13 protein-coding genes and 2 pseudogenes are annotated in these 16,242 nt (G+C 68.3%); 5 read left to right on the plus strand and 10 right to left on the minus strand.

Translation table 11 applies throughout. From position 1 onward, the window contains the following. Positions 1–1,280: 1,280 nt before the first annotated feature. The 3 genes and pseudogenes from QE379_RS12860 to QE379_RS12870 form a co-directional block, all read right to left on the minus strand. Positions 1,281–1,739, minus strand: a pseudogene (locus QE379_RS12860) (TonB-dependent receptor plug domain-containing protein); the annotation flags it as partial. Between the two features lie 121 nt (positions 1,740–1,860). After that, positions 1,861–2,958 (minus strand): anhydro-N-acetylmuramic acid kinase, encoded by a 1,098-nt coding sequence (locus QE379_RS12865; RefSeq protein WP_307000998.1) that lies wholly within the window; start codon positions 2,956–2,958, stop codon positions 1,861–1,863. Beyond that, positions 2,958–3,815: a protein phosphatase 2C domain-containing protein gene (locus QE379_RS12870; RefSeq protein WP_307000999.1), complete on the minus strand. Its 858-nt coding sequence runs from the start codon at positions 3,813–3,815 to the stop codon at positions 2,958–2,960. The genes QE379_RS12865 and QE379_RS12870 overlap by 1 nt, the downstream gene beginning before the upstream one ends. 136 nt (positions 3,816–3,951) lie before the next feature. On the opposite strand from QE379_RS12870, the pseudogene dld reads away from it, so the two are divergent. The 5 genes and pseudogenes from dld (at position 3,952) to QE379_RS12895 (ending at position 9,174) form a co-directional block, all read left to right on the plus strand. Beyond that, positions 3,952–5,662: pseudogene (dld, locus tag QE379_RS12875) on the plus strand (D-lactate dehydrogenase). A 100-nt stretch (positions 5,663–5,762) separates the two neighbouring features. After that, a complete protein-coding gene (locus QE379_RS12880) occupies positions 5,763–7,079 on the plus strand; it encodes a serine hydrolase (RefSeq protein WP_307001000.1) in 1,317 nt (438 codons plus the stop codon). Next, the gene (locus QE379_RS12885) at positions 7,070–8,134 is read left to right on the plus strand and encodes a beta-N-acetylglucosaminidase domain-containing protein (RefSeq protein ID WP_307001001.1); all 1,065 of its coding nucleotides are present in this window, start codon (positions 7,070–7,072) and stop codon (positions 8,132–8,134) included. The genes QE379_RS12880 and QE379_RS12885 overlap by 10 nt, the downstream gene beginning before the upstream one ends. A gap of 15 nt (positions 8,135–8,149) precedes the next feature. After that, positions 8,150–9,034 (plus strand): BadF/BadG/BcrA/BcrD ATPase family protein, encoded by an 885-nt coding sequence (locus QE379_RS12890; protein ID WP_307001002.1) that lies wholly within the window; start codon positions 8,150–8,152, stop codon positions 9,032–9,034. Beyond that, a complete protein-coding gene (locus QE379_RS12895; RefSeq protein ID WP_307001003.1) occupies positions 9,031–9,174 on the plus strand; it encodes a hypothetical protein in 144 nt (47 codons plus the stop codon). The genes QE379_RS12890 and QE379_RS12895 overlap by 4 nt, the downstream gene beginning before the upstream one ends. 11 nt (positions 9,175–9,185) lie before the next feature. Here QE379_RS12895 and dacB read toward each other — a convergent pair whose 3' ends face one another. The 7 genes from dacB to dgcN all read right to left on the minus strand — a co-directional run bounded on the left by dacB (position 9,186) and on the right by dgcN (position 16,194). Then, the gene (gene dacB, locus QE379_RS12900; protein ID WP_307001004.1) at positions 9,186–10,610 is read right to left on the minus strand and encodes a D-alanyl-D-alanine carboxypeptidase/D-alanyl-D-alanine-endopeptidase; all 1,425 of its coding nucleotides are present in this window, start codon (positions 10,608–10,610) and stop codon (positions 9,186–9,188) included. Beyond that, positions 10,607–11,491 carry a LysR family transcriptional regulator gene (locus QE379_RS12905; protein WP_307001005.1) on the minus strand — a complete coding sequence of 295 codons (885 nt, stop codon included), beginning with the start codon at positions 11,489–11,491 and terminating at the stop codon, positions 10,607–10,609. Before QE379_RS12905 ends, dacB begins: the two co-directional genes overlap by 4 nt. A gap of 24 nt (positions 11,492–11,515) precedes the next feature. Beyond that, the gene (locus tag QE379_RS12910) at positions 11,516–12,430 is read right to left on the minus strand and encodes a dicarboxylate/amino acid:cation symporter (protein ID WP_307001006.1); all 915 of its coding nucleotides are present in this window, start codon (positions 12,428–12,430) and stop codon (positions 11,516–11,518) included. Positions 12,431–12,514: 84 nt separating this feature from the next. After that, positions 12,515–13,819, minus strand: coding sequence for an IS701 family transposase (locus tag QE379_RS12915; protein ID WP_307000416.1), 1,305 nt, complete (start codon positions 13,817–13,819; stop codon positions 12,515–12,517). Further along, complete coding sequence (locus QE379_RS12920) at positions 13,803–14,201, minus strand: cation:dicarboxylate symporter family transporter (protein WP_307001007.1); 399 nt, start codon at positions 14,199–14,201, stop codon at positions 13,803–13,805. Before QE379_RS12920 ends, QE379_RS12915 begins: the two co-directional genes overlap by 17 nt. Then, on the minus strand, positions 14,192–15,190 hold the full coding sequence (gene dgcA / locus QE379_RS12925) for an N-acetyl-D-Glu racemase DgcA (protein WP_307001008.1): 999 nt from the start codon (positions 15,188–15,190) through the stop codon (positions 14,192–14,194). The genes QE379_RS12920 and dgcA overlap by 10 nt, the downstream gene beginning before the upstream one ends. After that, positions 15,148–16,194 (minus strand): N-acetyltransferase DgcN, encoded by a 1,047-nt coding sequence (dgcN, locus tag QE379_RS12930; protein WP_307001009.1) that lies wholly within the window; start codon positions 16,192–16,194, stop codon positions 15,148–15,150. Before dgcN ends, dgcA begins: the two co-directional genes overlap by 43 nt. Positions 16,195–16,242: the final 48 nt, after the last annotated feature.

The following is a 16,242-nucleotide window of genomic DNA, read 5'->3' on the forward strand; positions in this document are numbered from 1 at the left end:
AGCCGCAGGTTGCGGTCGACTTCCCAATTGCCTTCGACCTTCCACGTGCCGTGCGTGCCGAACAGGTTATAGTCCGACAGGCGATAGGCGCCCCCCACGTCCAACTTGCGGATCAGCGGCGTGTCGTGGATCAGCGGGACGAGGACTTCGCCATAGAGTTCGATGACGTCGAACGCCCCGCGATAGGCGGCCTGCACGCCCTGGCGATAGGTGTTGCCGGACAGCAGCGCGCTGTCCTGATTGATGCTCGCCGTTTCGCGCCGATACTCGACGCCGCCTGCAAAACCGATGGGACCTGCGGGCAGGGAAAACAGATCGGCCAGCGTGCCGCTCAGCGTCCCCGCCGTGACGAACTGGTCGCGCTTGCGAATGAAGCCGTCGATCGTGCTGCCCAGCGCGGCGGCGAGGCCGGGCCGGTTGGGGCCGAAGATGTTCACCGAATTGACGATCGACGCGAAATTGTTGGCGCCGGCCGCGTTGGCGACGAGGCCGTCGCCCGAGATCAGGGACGATTCGGTCGAACGGCCATATTGCGCATAGACGTTCCACCGCACCGCATCGGTCAACGGCCCACGCAGCCCCGACTGGACCTGCAAGGTGTTGCGCTCGGTCGCATAGGTGATCAGGCCCAGCTCGGCGAGAGAACGCGACACGTTCACCTGCGCGGTGCCGTTCACGAAGGTCAACTGGTTGCGGATCGCGTCGGTCAGAAACGGATTGGTCGCGCTGATCGCGACATTACGGTTGACCGAGGCGGGCGCCGCACCGGGAGTGCCCGTCTCCTCGGTCCGGGCATTGGTATACATGGCCCGGCCATAGAGCTCGACCTGCGGCGTAATCTCATACTTGTAGAGCGCCGCCACATTGATGCGCTTGAGCGGTGAGATCAGCGGATAGCTGGCCGAGATGTTCGATGTGGGCGAAGGACTGGTCGTGAACGCGCCATCGTCGGTGAAGCCGAAGCGGCGACCGCTCGCGACATCGGTAAAGACGCCGCCGATGCTCGGGATGGTCTGGTTGGGCGTCGCGGCCCAGTCGCGCTGTCCGGCGCGCACCCCGTCCCGCTGCGTATAGTCCGCCGCGATCACCAGGTTGCCACGATCACCGATGCCGGTGCCCAGCATCAGCGAGCCGCCATATTGCGCGCCGCCCTGGACCGACAACCGGCTGGTTGCGGTGCCGCGAATGCCCTCATACTCGTCGTTGAGGATGAAGTTCACGACGCCCGCCACGGCATCCGCGCCGTAAACCGCCGCCGCGCCGCCGGTCAGCACGTCGACACGCTTGATGAGCGAGGCGGGAATCGCATTGACGTCGACCGAGTTGCGGAAGCTGAACGGCGCCGCACGCGTGCCGTCGATCAGCACCAGCGAGCGGCTTTGGCCGAAATTGCGCAGTTCGAGGACCTGGGCGCCGAACGCATCGCTGCCCTGCGAGCCCTGACGCACGCCGCCCGACAATTGCGGAATGGCGGTGGAGAAATCCTCGATCGTCAGGGCGGAGCGAAGCTTGATCTGCTCCTCGCTGGTCGAGGCGACCGGGCTGCTGGAGGTCAGGCCGGGAACGGGAATGCGCGTGCCCGTCACCACGACCTCGTCACCGGTCGTCGAAGCGTCCTGGGGCGCGGGGGTAGCCGACGTCGCCGGACCGGTCTGCGCCAGCGCGACGCCGGGTGCCTGGATCAGGGCGACGGCCAGTGCGGCTGCGGCTACGCTCTGTCGGTATGACGTCATGATCATCAAAGTCCCTCCCTGATATGCCCCAACCTGGTCCGCCGATCATGGAACATGTCGCACGACGGGCCCGGAAACCCGCTCCGATCATGCATACCAGTCACCAACATGTAAAGATATGGTATCATCATTTGGTATTACTCACGGGATACCATAGCTGCCCGCCCGTCAGCGGCGCGGCAACGCCGGTCGTGCCCGGGAAGGTCAGCGGCAGGCCCTGCAGGCTGCGCGCGGCGAGGAACGCCATCGCCTCGGCCTCGATGAAATCGCTGCGCAAGCCGATGTCGTCCGCCGTCCGGCAGGTCCCGAGTCGATCGCGCAGCGCCGCCATCAGCGCCGGATTATGGCTGCCCCCGCCGCATATGATCCAGCATTCTGGCGGGGCGGGCAGCATGCGGGCCGTCAGGGCGACAGCCTCGGCCGTGAAAGCGGTGAGCGTCGCGGCGGCGTCTTCCAGCGAACAGGCCGCCGCCCAGTCGATCGGAAAGTCGTAGCGATCGAGCGATTTCGCCCCCTCCCCACGGAAATAGTCGTGTGCCAGAAGGCGGGCCAGAACCTCCGTATCGACGCTGCCCGCCGCCGCGAACCGGCCACCATCGTCGTAACGGCCCGCGCCATGTGCCTGGACGACCTGATCGATCAGGCCGTTGCCCGGCCCCGTATCGAACGCGACCAGCGTGCCGTCCGCACCGATCCAGGTCAGGTTCGCCACACCACCGACGTTGAGGAACGCGACCGGTCGCGTCAGCCCGAGATAGTCGGCGAGCGCGGCGTGATAGACCGGCACCAGCGGGGCCCCCTGCCCGCCCGCGCGCAAATCGTCCTGCCGCATCTGCGCCACCACCGGCAAGCCCAGGGCATCCGCCAGCATCCGGGGATCGCCGATCTGGACGGACAAGCCCCGCTCTGGCCGATGAAGCAACGTCTGGCCGTGAAAGCCGATCAATGCCGGGCGGCACCCGGCCTCGGCAATGACCCGTTCACCAACCTCGACATGCAGCCGCACGATGAGGTCGGATGCGGGATCGAACGACGACGGCACCGCGCCATAGCCGTTCCACGCCAGAGCATCGCGGGTCGCCTGCTCGATGATCGTGCGTTCGGCACTCGTAAACGGGATGATCGCCGTGGGGCCGAACGCCTTGACCCGCTCACCATCGGTTTCGATCATCGCGACATCGACACCGTCGAGCGACGTCCCGCTCATATAGCCCATCACCAGCATCAGCGCGACGGGTCCCAGGTGCAGACGATCAGGCTGGCATCGTCGTGCCGCTTCACACGGACATGACGCAGCAGCGAATCCGGCTCGCTCTCGATATCGCGCAATCGTGCAAGCCAGGCGGCCCCATCCTCCGACGTGGCGATCGCCAGCAGATCGGCAGGCGTCGCCGTCCCGAACAGCTCGACAAGCCGCAGGAACCCGTCACTGGCGATGGCGAAGCGCTGACCGGGACGGAGCGGCACCGTCGCCTGCCAGACATGGTCCGCCGCGGCGGGCTCGGTGCCGAGCACCCAATAGCCGCCCTCACGATTTTTGAGACGGCGATTGTCGCTCAGGCCCGGCAACAGGCGAAGCTTCAAGGCATCATTATCGATCGAGGGATCTTCCTCGCGGATCGCCTTGACCGCAGCAAGGGTCCGCGCCTCGACAGCATCGAGCGCATAGGTGCCGAACAATCGCGCAGTCCCCGCATCGTCCACCGTCACCACGCGACAGTCGGCGAGCGCCGTGATCTCGGCAACGTCGCCCTGCCGGCGGATCATGGCAAAGGCCGCCGAGGGTAGCTCATGCGTGCCGTCGGCGGCGCGGCGCTGGGCATCCGCGAGCGCGGCAGCACAGCGCGTCATGACCAGGCGCAACATCTCGATCGTGGATCGATCCGGATCTTCCGCCAGCGCTTCGGCGATCAGCCGGCTGGCGGTATGCGCGAACCAGGCCGCGTCACTCGGGGCGTCCAGCAGAGATGGACCGACGCCCGTAGCCCCGTCGATCACCCAGGCCGCGTCGCCATGATGGCCGACCGCATCCTCGTTCACCATGCTCCCGCCATCGGAGAGTGCGACATCGATCCTCAGCATTCCATGCTCCCGATCCGCTCTTCATGCGATGGGACATGCTACGCCGATGCTCGCAGACATGCAAACCAATAGCATGCCACTTGCGTCATTCGGCATAGTGGTATTTATTCGGGTTATGACGTTCCCTCGGCGCACCATGACCGACACCGCAACGTTGCTCGCCCGGCTGCGTGCCGCCGTCGGCCGCCGCCACGTCCTGACCACGGCGCGTGCCACCGCCCGTTTCCGCAAAGGCTATCGCACCGGCGGGGGACCGGCGATCGCTGTGGTACGACCGGGCAGTCTGGTCGAGATGTGGCGCGTCGCACAGGCCTGCGTCGCCGCCGATGTCTCGATCCTCCTGCAAGCGTCGAACACCGGGCTGACCGGCGGCTCCACGCCAGACGGCGATGATTATCCAGGCGGCCTCGTCATCATCAGCACCACGCGATTGTCGCGGCTGACCGTGATTCGAGAGGGCGAGCAGGTGGTGTGCCTGCCCGGCGCGACCCTGTACGAGCTCGAACAGGCCTTGCGACCTTATGGACGAGAGCCGCATTCGGTGATCGGGTCATCCTGTTTCGGGGCGTCGGTCGTCGGCGGCATCTGCAACAATTCGGGCGGTTCGCTGATCCGGCGCGGGCCCGCCTTATACCCAGTTGGCCCTGTTCGCCGCCGTCGAGCCCGATGGCACCCTGACCCTGGTCAATCATCTGGGCATCGCGCTGGGCGACGATCCGGAGACGATCCTGTCCCGCCTCGATCGCGGCGATTTCAGCGACGCCGATATTGAGGACGCGGGCGATCGATGGGCGCACGATCACCGCTATGCCGAACATGTCCGGGCGATCGACAGCCATGTCCCCGCCCGCTTCAATGCCGACCCGCGCTGTCTGTTCGAGGCGGCGGGAAGTGCGGGCAAGCTGATCGTCTTCGCGGTCCGCCTCGACACCTTCGCGCGCGAAGAGGGCACCGCCACCTTCTATATCGGCACCAATGAACCCGACCGCCTGACCGACCTGCGGCGGACGATGCTGCGCGATTTCGACAGTCTGCCGATCGCGGGCGAATATATGCACCGCACCGCCTTCGACGTGGCGGATCGCTATGGCCGCGACACCTTCTTCGCGATCGAGCGGCTCGGCACCGACCGGCTGCCTGCGCTTTTCGCCGCCAAGGCCTGCTTCGATGCCGTGGCCGATCATATGTCCCGGGGGTTGAGCGACCGCCTGCTGCAAACAGCGGGTCGGTTCATACCGGATCACCTGCCCGCCTGGATGCGGAGCTATCGCGATCGGTTCGCGCATCACCTGATGCTGAAGGTGTCGGGCGACCAGATCGACCAGACCCGCGCCCTGCTCACCCGGCTGTTTCCCGGCGACGACGCGGGCGACCATGTCGAATGCAGCGCAGCGGATAGCGCCAAGGCGTTCCTCCACCGGTTCGTCGCGGCGGGTGCCGCGGTCCGCTACCGCGCGGTCCATGCCGACGCCGTCGCCGATATCGTCGCGCTCGACGTCGCGCTGCCCCGCAATGCCGCGACATGGACCGAGACATTGCCGCCCGCGCTCGACGCCCAGGTCATTCATGCGCTCTATTACGGGCATTTCTTCTGCCACGTCTTTCATCAGGACTATATCGTCCGAAAAGGCAACGACCCCGTGGCGTTCGAGCATGCGCTATGGGCATTGCTCGACGCGCGCGGGGCGCAATATCCGGCCGAGCACAATGTCGGCCATCTCTATGTCGCACCACCCGCGCTGGCTGAATTCTACCGCCGGATCGATCCACGAAACCAGCTCAACCCCGGCATTGGCCAGACGCCCCGTGCGCGCCACTGGAGCAACGCATCGGACGGTCCGGCTTGAGCGTCCGTCGCCCCCGGGGCCATGGCCAGCCGTTATGGCCGTCCGCCATGGTGGAATGGGTGGCCATCCGTCGACATGCTATGGCGGAGCGATGGAGCGCATGAAGTTTCGAGCCGCGCGAACCCGCCGCGCCCGCATCGCCCCACTTCTCGCGTGGCTCGCCATCTGCGCCGCGCCTGCGTCCGCCGCGCCTGCCGCCTGCCCGATCCTGAGCGCCCCATCGACCCGCGCCAGCGATACGCGCTTCGCCCGGATCGACGCGGCGGTCCGCGGCGGCGTCGGTACGCTCTATCCGGGCGCGGTGCTGCTCGTGACCGATCGCGGGCGGATCGTCCATCGCGCGGCCTTCGGCCATGCCCAGACGCTGACCACGGCACCGGACGGCACGCCGCACCCACTCGCAACGCCGCGAGCAATGAGCGTCGATACGCTCTTCGACATGGCCTCCGTCACCAAGATCGAGGCGACGACCGCCGCAATCCTGCATCTCATGGGCACCCGCCGCCTGTCCCTCGACGACCGGCTGGGCGCGCTGCTGCCGGAGTTCCAAGGGACAGACAAGGCGGACATCACCGTCCGCCAGTTGCTGACCCACCGCGCAGGGCTATGGGAATGGCAGCCGACCTGGCTCCACCGCGACGCCTCGGGCGAGATACTGCCCTATCTGGCGGCCCTGCCGCTCCGCTATCCGGTGGGCTCGCGCTTCGCCTATTCCGATCTTGGCTTCATGCTGCTCGGAGCCATTGTCGAGCGGGTCGCGGGCATGAAGCTGGACCGCTATGTCCGCGAAGAGCTCTATCGCCCGCTTGGCATGACCGATACCGGCTTCGTGCCGTCATCGACCTTGCGCAGACGTGCCGCCGCGACATCGCAGGGTGACGCGTATCAGCGGCGCATGGCGGAGACCGGCAAGCCCTATCCCGCCGCGCCCTTCCCGCCCGCCCAGCCCTTTGCCGGTTATCGAAACCATATGCTGGTCGGCGAGGCGAACGATGCCAATGCGGCGCTTGGCTGGCGCGGGGTGGCGGGGCATGCTGGGCTGTTCTCGACCGCGACCGACCTTGCCCGCTATGCGCAGGCGCTGCTGAACGGCGGCTGCCATGGCCGCTGGCGGCTCGCACCCGCCTCGACGATCGCCGCATTCGAGCAGACGCCGTTCGACGCCGATCAGGCCCTGGGCTTCCACAAGACGCAGCTCCCCGGGATCGCCGCCCCCTTTTACGGCCATTCGGGCTTTACCGGCACCTGGTTCGCCTTCTCCCCACAACTGGACATGACCGTCGTGCTGCTCACCAACCGGGTCCACCGTCCGGACGGCGAGCCCTATCCCGCGCTCGACACCCTGCGCGAGACGGTGCTGCTGGATGCGGTGGCGACGGTGCTCGATAATCGCAATAAGGAGAAGACATGGCGCTGAACCTGGGCGTGATCGAGGGCTTTTTCGGCAAGCCTTGGAGCTGGGCGGACCGTACCACGGTGCTGCGCACGCTGGCGGGGGCGGGCTATCGTTTCTATCATTACGGGCCCAAGGCCGACCCGTTCCTGCGCCGCCGCTGGCGCGAGCCGCATCCGCCGGAACAATTCGCTCCGCTGGCCGCCTTCGCCGCCGAGTGCAGGAGGTTGGGCGTGCGCTTCGGCGTGGCGTTGACCCCGGCGGGCAGCACGCATCCTTTCAACGAGGAATCCCGTGCGGCGCTGACGCGGAAGCTGCGGCAACTCGACGCGCTGGGCATCGACGACCTCGCCATCCTGTTCGACGACCTGCCCGCCGACCTGCCCGATCTGGCGCGGAGTCAGGCCGAACTGGTCGACTTCTGCGCGAACAACAGCCGCGCGACCCAGGTCTTCTTCTGCCCGAGCTTCTATTCGGACGATCCGATCCTGGAACGCGCCTGGGGCAAGCGGCCGCCGGACTATCTGCAACGGTTGGGCCGCCATCTCGATCGCAAGGTGCGGGTCTATTGGACCGGCGAGGAAGTGGTCTCGCGTGAGATCGGCGTCGCCCATCTGGAGCGGGTGCAGCACGAACTCGGGCGCAAGGTGTGCCTGTGGGACAATTACCCCGTCAATGACGGCGTGCGCATGTCGCAGTATCTCCACCTGCGCGCCTTTACCGGCCGTCCCGCGGCGATCCGCCATCATGTCACCGGTCATGCGATCAACCCCGCGTCGCAACCGCTCCTGTCCTGCATCCCCGCGCTGACGCTCGCCGCCAGCTACCGCGAAGGGGAACGCTACGCCTATGGCCAGGCCTTTCTGACGGCGGCGACCAAGGTGCTGGGCGCCGATTTCGGGACCATGTTGCACCGCGACATCCTGCCGCTTCAGGATACCGGCCTCGACAATCTCGGCCCTCGTTTCGCCGAGTTGCGCGAGCGCTATGGGGCGATCGATCATCCGGCGGCGCGAGAAATCACCGACTGGCTGGACGGTCGCTTCCGCACGACGCTGGAAGAGGTGCAGACGCAGTAGAGGCAAGGATCGGACATGACGCAGTTCTTTCTCGGCGTGGACGCGGGTGGCAGCCATTGCCGTTGCCGCCTGGTCGACGGCACCGGTCAGGTGCTGGCCACCGCCCAGGCGGGCCCGGCCAATGCCGGACTGGGGCTGGACGCGCTCTATGCGACCCTGCGCCGGGTGACCGAGGACGCGGTCCGCGCGGCGGGGCTGGACGCGGCGCAGGTCGCGGGGGTCCGGGCGGCGATGGGTATCGCGGGCATCTCGCGGCCCGGCGTGCGGGCGGCGCTGGAGGGCTTCGCCTTTCCCTTCGCCTCGACGGTGTTCGACACCGATGCCGTCATCGCCAATCTGGGGGCCCATGGTGGCGGCGACGGGGCGATATTGATCATCGGCACCGGCAGCATCGCACAGGTGCGCGTGGGGGGGCAGAGCTTCCGGATCGGCGGCTATGGCTTTCCGATTTCGGACGAGGGCAGCGGCGCGGCCCTGGGCCTCAGCGCGATGCGCCATGCGCTGCGGGCGCTGGACGGGCGGACCCGCGCGACGCCGCTCAGCACCGCCGTCACCGAGCGGTTCGGCCATGATACGGCCCGCGCCATCGCCTGGATGGATCAGGCGACCCCGCGCGACTATGGCAGCTTCGCGCCGCTGGTGATGGACTATGCCGAGGCGGACGATGCGATCGCCCGCTCGATCGTCGAGGATGCCGCAGGCCATATCGAACGGTTCATCGAGACGATCTATGAACGCGGCGCGCCCCGCTGCGCGCTGCTCGGAGGCCTGTCGGCGAAGATGCGCCCCTGGTTGCGCGCACGAACCGTCGCCCGGCTCAGCGAACCGCTGGGCGATGCGTTGAGCGGAGCGCTGTATCTTGCGGGCCTGCCCACCCGGACGACGGAGATTTTGCCATGATCGCGCGCCGACGCTTCCTCGCCGCCACCGGGCTGGCCGCGCTCGGCCCGGTCGCCGCACCGTTGCTCAAGGCGTTGCCCGCCCCGCCGCCCGCCCCGGCCCTGCTCGCGTCCAACGCGCTCGCGCTGTTGCGGGGCTGACCGACCGCCGCTCAGTTCGCGGCGGCGATCGCCACCAGCGCCGCGTCGATCGCCGCCGTAGCGCTCGCGTCGTCGGCCATGTCGTTGGCATAGGCGGCGAAGGTCAGCATCCGCCCGCTCGCCGCGATCATCGTCCCCGCCAGCGCATTGGCGGCGTTGAGCGTGCCGGTCTTCGCCATCAACCGCCCCGCCAGCGGGGTGCCGACGAACCGCCGCGCGAGCGTGCCGTCGGTGGCGGCAACGGGAAACGTCGCCAGCCATGCCGCACCCCAGGGCTGGGTCTCCGCCCAGCGCAACAGCGCCACCGTCGCGCGCGGGGTGACGCGGTTATAGTTGGACATGCCCGCCCCATCGGCAAAGTCATAGGTCGCGCGGGGCACGCCAGCACGGGCCAGCACCGTGTCGACGACGGCATGCCCATCGGCGACCGACCCGCTCGGCCCCAGTCGGCGCAGCAGCAGTTCGGCGTGGAGATTCTGGCTCGTCTTGTTGGTCTCGCGCAGATCCTCGGCGAGCGGCGGTGGCGTCAGGCTCGCCAGCACCGGCACGGGCGCAACCACCGCAACGGGGCGGCCCCCGCGTCGCACGGGATCGTCGGCGTCCGTCAAGGACCGGTGCCGCACGGTGATCCGCCCCGTCACTGTCACGCCCGCCGCCCGCAGAAGTTGCGCGAACCGCCAGGCCGCCCGGTGCGCCGGATCATCGACTCCCAATCTCAGGACGACCGGCGCTGTCGCCAAGGCGAGACTGCCGGTCACACGCACAAGGTCGCTGCCCGGCATACGCTCGACCGAGAGCGTCCGCGCCCCGCCCGCCGCGCCCGTCGTCGCGGCATTGTCGATCCGGTAATAGCCGTCACCTACGACCCGTGGCGGCGCACCCGGCGCGGTGGGTGTCACGGTCAGCGTCGCGACATTGTCGTCCAGCGTCAGCGCCGAGATGCCGGTGCCATAGGCACCGCTCATGTTGTTCCAGCTCATGCCCTTTGGCCAGCGTTCGTCGGGGAATGCCGTGTCGTCGCCGACCACATCGCCCACCGCCCGCGTCCGGCGGGCGACCGCCGTCGCCAGTTCCGCCAGGCAATCGACCCGGCAATCGGGCGCGGAGGACAGGCGGGCATCGCCATGCCCCGCCAGGATCACCGTCGGCGTGCCCTGCCCCTCCAGCCGAACCGTCGCCCCACCCGACACATCGGGCGTCGCCACGTTCAGCGTCGCAAAGGCGGCGGCGGTAGTGAACAGCTTGGTGTTCGACGCGGGCACGAAGCGCTCGTCGGGGCGCAGCGCGACGATCTCGCCCCCCTCGGGATCGACGACCACCAGCCCGATGCGCGTGCCCGGCGGCGCCTTCGCCAGCGCCTCCATTGCGGCGGGCGGCAGCGGCGCCTCGACCGGCGCGCCCGCCAGCAACAGCGGCAGCAACAGGCTTCCCATCATCGGCGCTCAATCTCTTCGCTCAACAGGGTCAGGAACTCGGCCGCCAGCATCGAGGGCGGGCGATCGAGCAGATGGATGGCATGGACGTCGAAGGTGATGGACGGGCGAAGCGGCCGCATCGCGAGCCCCGGCGTCATCGATGCCGCCGCGGTGAAATTGTCGACGATCGCCAGCCCCACGCCTGCACGCACCAAAGCGGCGGCGATGTAGAAGGTCCGCGCCACCACGATCTCATCCAGCACCAGATCGTGCCGGTCGATCTCCTCAGACAGCAGCTTGCCGATCGGGCCGCTGCCCTTGAGCGAGATCAGCGGCCGCCCGACCAGTTGCGACAATTCCAGCCGGGGCGGCGCATCGGGCATGTCGCGTTCGCGGTAAAGAACGACCATCTCGCCCTCGCCCAGCCAGTCATGGGTGAGCGCCACGCCGCGCGGCGGCTCGCTGGCGATGGCGATGTCGCTTTCGCGTTCATAGAGTTTACGGAGCAGGTCGTCGTGATGGACCGTCTGCAAGTCGAAGCGGACATCGGGCCGCCGGGCAAGAAACCGCGACACCGCATCGGGCAGCACCCCCAGGCCCAGACTGGGCAGCGCGGAGATGCGCAATGTCGTCCCCGCGCCCATGCGCAGGTTGCGCCCCGCCTCGCGCAACGCGCGCACCCGCTCCTGGATATCGGCGACGTCGGCGAACAGCGCATGGGCGTCCTCGGTCGGCAACAGCCGCCCGTTCGAGCGCTGGAACAACTCGAACCCCAGCAGGCTCTCGGCATGGCGGAGCGTCTTGGACACCGAGGGTTGCGACACGTTGAGGGCACGGGCGGCGGCGGAGACCGAGCCGTTGACGTACACCGCGTGGAAAATCTCGATATGGCGAAGGTTCATCGATGCAGCCTAGCGCCCCCGCCCCTATTCCACCACCGACCCGCGAAAGCGCGCCGTATCCAGCTCGCCCTCGCCTCGCGCGACCAGCGTGGCGACCGCTAGATTGGCCGAGGCGGAGGGCACGGTGCGCGTCATGTCGAGCAATCGATCGAACGGCAGGACCAGCCCCACGACCAGCGCGGTCTGCTCCGCGCCCACACCGACCGCCGACAGCATCGCCGCCAGCATGAACAGCGAGGCGGAGGGGACCGGCGCCGTGCCGAACGCCGCCAGCGCGCCGGTCAGCAACATGGTGACGAGCATGGTCGCATCGGGCGCGATGCCCAGCGCCTGCAACGCGAACTGGCCGAGCAGTCCGACATACATGGCGGTGCCGTCCTTGCCGATCGACGCGCCCAGCGGCAACACGGTCGAGGCGACGCCGCGCGACACGCCCAGATTGTCCTGCGCCACCCGCAACGCGACCGGTAGCGTCGCCGAGGACGAGGCGGTCGAAAAGGCGACGACCAGCGCATCGACGATCCCCCGGAAGAAGCGCACCACCGGCAGTCGCGCGATCAACCCGACCAGCCCGGCATGCACCACCAGCATCTGCACCAGCGACCCGAGCACGACCGCCAGCGCCAGCCAGCCGACATGCACGAACACCGCCGCGCCGTTGACCGCCACCGCCTGGGCGATCAGCGCGCAAACGCCGAACGGCGTCACCTCCATCACGGCGCGCACGATATGCAGCAGGACCGAGGACAGACCCTGGAGCAGCGCGACGACCGGCCGCCCCGCCTCGCCCGCCATCACGCTGCCCGTGCCGAGCAGCACGGCGACGAAGATGATCGCCAGCATGTCGCCGCGCGCCAGCGCCTCGACGATGTTGGTCGGCACGATTGACAGCAGCTGGTCGGCGGGCGTCACCGGGGGGCCGAGCGGATGGGGTACCACGCCCCCCAGCGGCATCGCCACGCCGGGCCTCAGCACTAGCACTACTTTGGCAGAGTAGGTTTGTCGGCGGTTATCAGCTGCTTATTACAGTGCGGGCAGTGCATTGACGGTGGTCGTGCCAGCCAGTCGAGGATCGCCTGCCGGATGGCAGGCAGGGTTGGTTGCGGGGGCGGTCCTCCGACTCTTTTTTTTCCGTCCCGCAGCTTTGAGGCGGCGGGATTGCAGGAAGGCGTAGGCGAGCATCGTCATCAAGGCATGTCGATGCAACCCCGGCCATGATCGCCCTTCGAAATGGTCGAGCCCCAGTTCCTCCTTGAGCTGCTGGTGGGCCTGTTCGCAGACCCACCGCGCCTTGATGGCAGCGGCAAGCTGCCGCAGCGGCGTATCGGGCGGGAGATTGGATACGTAGTATTTGCGCTCGCCGCTCGACCGTCGTTCGCCAACCAGCCAGACTTCCTCACCGGGCATGGCCTGGACACGGTTGTCAGCCATGCGGTGCCGATGGCCCTCGGCGATCCGGACGCGTCGGGCAGCGAACAGGCAGGTGAGCCGCCCCTTCGTGCCGCGGCGCCAGGCGACCTTGCGCCACGGCTCGTCGGCAAGCATGTCGGCCACCGATACCGGCGCCCGGTCAGGAATATGATATTTGCGCGGACGTCCGCCTTGAGCCTGCGGAAAGGTCAGTTCAACATCGGGTGCATAGACGGTCTGCCGGGATGACAGGCCCACCGCCCATGACAATCCCCGCTCGCTCAGCGCCTGGCGGAACGCCGTTCCCGAGCCGTATCCCGCATCGGCCAGCACGCATCCGAACCGAACGCCCGCGGCCATCACCCGGTCGATCTCGGCGATGGCGATCTCGGGCTTGCTCATCGCGGCCTGTCGTCCGGCCGGCACCCGTGCACGCTTCATACGTGCCGGATCGCTCGTCCAGTTCTCCGGCAGGAACAGGCGCAGCCCCACCATCACCGGCACCTCGCGCGATGCCAGCGTCACTGACACCAGCGACTGGCAGTTCGCGGTCTTGCCCTGCGACGACGCATATTGCGGCGCCACGCCGACCGAGGCGCGTCCCTTCTTCGGCAGCGCGGTGTCATCGATGACGAGAAAGCCCTTCGCATCGCCGACCAGCAGGTCCGCCTCCGCCAGCAGCCGGCGCTCGAGCGGCGCTGCGTCCCATGTCCCGCTGGCGATGAAATGGTGCAGCTGGTCGTAGCCGGCATCCTCCGTTCGCGCCGCCAGCGGCTGGATGCTCTTGCGGTCGCCCGGGCCGATCAGGCCGGCGATGTAGGTCGGACACATCCGCCGCTGCGCCGGGTGCGTCAGCTCGGCGAGAAACGGCGCCAGCCACGTCTCCAGATCTTGCCGCCAGCTATCCCTCGCAACCATCACGCATCGTCCCGGTCAGCATCTTCATGCCACCGGAATCAACGACGATTCCACCAGTTCCCCTACTCTGCCAAAGTAGTGCTAGGCCCATCGCCATGCCGATCGACACCGCCACCAGCGTGGTCACGGCGAACAGCCCCACGGTGCGCAGGCCGATCGACCCCAGCCGTCGCGGATCGCCCAAGGTCGCGATTCCGCCTGCGATGGTGACCAGCACCACCGGCACCACCAGCATCTTGATCAGACGGACGAACAGCTCGCCCACCAGCCGGATCGCCCCGGCCGCCTCGGGCCGGAACAGCCCCAGCGCGATGCCCAGCAGCAACCCGCCGACCACCCGCTGCCACAGCGGAATGGCGAACCAGCCCCGGATCAGGCGCAAGCGGGCGTTCCCCAGAAGCCGGGTTGGGGCGGGCTCAGAATGCCGCCGTCATCGCGCACGCCGCCGGGGCGATCGGTCGCCAGCCAGAGCGGGCCGTCGAGATCGACGAAGTCCGCGCCCCCCGCGACCAGCATCGCGGGCGCGATGCCCAGCGACGAACACACCATGCACCCCACCATCACGCCGAACCCCCGCGCCCTCGCCTCCGTGGCCAGCGCCCATGCTTCGGTCAAGCCGCCGGTCTTGTCGAGCTTGACGTTGACATGGCTATAGCGCCCGGCCAGCCGATCGAGGTCGGCGCGGGTGTGCAACGCCTCGTCGGCGCAGATCGGGATCGCGCCCGCCAGGTCGGCCAGCCCCTCATCCTCACCGGCAGGCACCGGCTGTTCGAGCAGGTCGACACGCTGGGCCAGCAGCATCGGCAAGCGGTCGGCGATGTCCCCGACCCGCCAGCTTTCATTGGGATCGACGATCAGTCGCGGCGTCGGCGCGACGGCCCGTACCGCCGCGATTTGATCGGCCGCCCCCTCGCGATCGACCTTGATCTTGAGCAGCGGCACCCGCGCCACGCCACGCGCGACCTCGGCCATCGCCTGCGGCGTATCGATCCCGATGGTGATCGCCGACGCCAGCGCGGCCACGGGCGGGATACCCGCCAGCGTGGCGACACTCGTCCCGGCCAGCCGCGCCTCCAGGTCCCATAGGGCGCAATCCACCGCGTTGCGCGCGGCCCCCGCTGGCATCGCCCCGGCGATGTCCGCTCGGGTCGCGCCGTCCTCGATCAGCGCGCGCACGCCCTCGATGGCCGCGATCGCGCCGTCGATCGTCTCGCCATAGCGGGGATAGGGCACGCCCTCGCCCCATCCCTGCGCGTCGCCCTGGCGGATCGTTACCGTCACCACATCGGCGGCCGTCTTCACGCCGCGCGCGATGCGGAACGGCGCCCTTAGCGGGAAAGCGTCGTGACGAACGGTGAGGATGCGTCGCATGACGTCTCCAGCAAGAGGTCGATGATCGGCTCGGCACCGAAGCGATAGGGATCGGTACAGGGCAGGCCCAGCGCATCCTCGGTCTCGGCGCAGAGACGCCGGGCGGCGGTCTCGTCGAGCTTGGCGGTGTTCAGCGCCACCCCGACGGCGCGGACGTCGGGGCTGGTCAGCCGGGCGACCCGCAGATTGGCCTCCAGGCAATCGGCCAGCCCCGGCATCGGGAAATGCGGCAGGCCGCGCATATGCGGGCGCAGCGGATCGTGGCACATCACCAATGCAGTCGGCTGTGCCCCGTGGAGCAGGCCGGTCGAAACGCCTGCAAAGGCCGGGTGGAACAACGAACCCTGCCCCTCGACCAAGTCCCAGCCCTCATCCGTGCGGGCCGGGGCCAGCGTCTCGATCGCCCCTGCGATGAAGTCGGCCACCACCGCATCGAGCGGCACGCCCTCTCCTGCTATCAGGATGCCCGTCTGGCCGGTCGCCCGGAAGTCGGCGACGACACCCCGCGCGCGCATGGCATCCCGAAGGCAGAGCGTGGCGTACATCTTGCCGACCGAACAATCGGTGCCGACGGTCAGCAGCCGGTTGCCCGTGCGCCTGCGACCGTTGCCGACCGGCAGCGTCTCTGGCGCGTCACGCACGTCGAACAAGGTGACGCCGGCCTCCTTCGCCGCCGCGACCAGCACGGGCACGTCGCGCAGCCGCTGATGCAGCCCACAGGCGATGTTGAGCCCGGCACGGATCGCGGCCAGGGCGTCGCCGATCATCCAGTCGGGGAAACGCCCGCCCGGATTGGCGATGCCCAGCACCAGCGTCCGTGCGCCTGCCGTACGCCCGGCGGCGGCATCCATCCGGGGCAGGCCGAGCGTGAACGGACAATCGTCGTGCCGCCACTCGCCCACGCAATCGTCGCGGCGAAAGGCGGCCAGACCGCGCGATGTCTTGAGACCGATCTCGTCATCGGAATGGCCGAGATAGAGGAGGTAGGGAGCGGGAATGGTCATGATGCGAACATGATAGAAGCAACTCCCTATACGCCGCCAATCGCGCTC

The sequence above is a fragment of the Sphingomonas sp. SORGH_AS_0879 genome (assembly GCF_030819175.1).
Taxonomy (GTDB): domain Bacteria; phylum Pseudomonadota; class Alphaproteobacteria; order Sphingomonadales; family Sphingomonadaceae; genus Sphingomonas.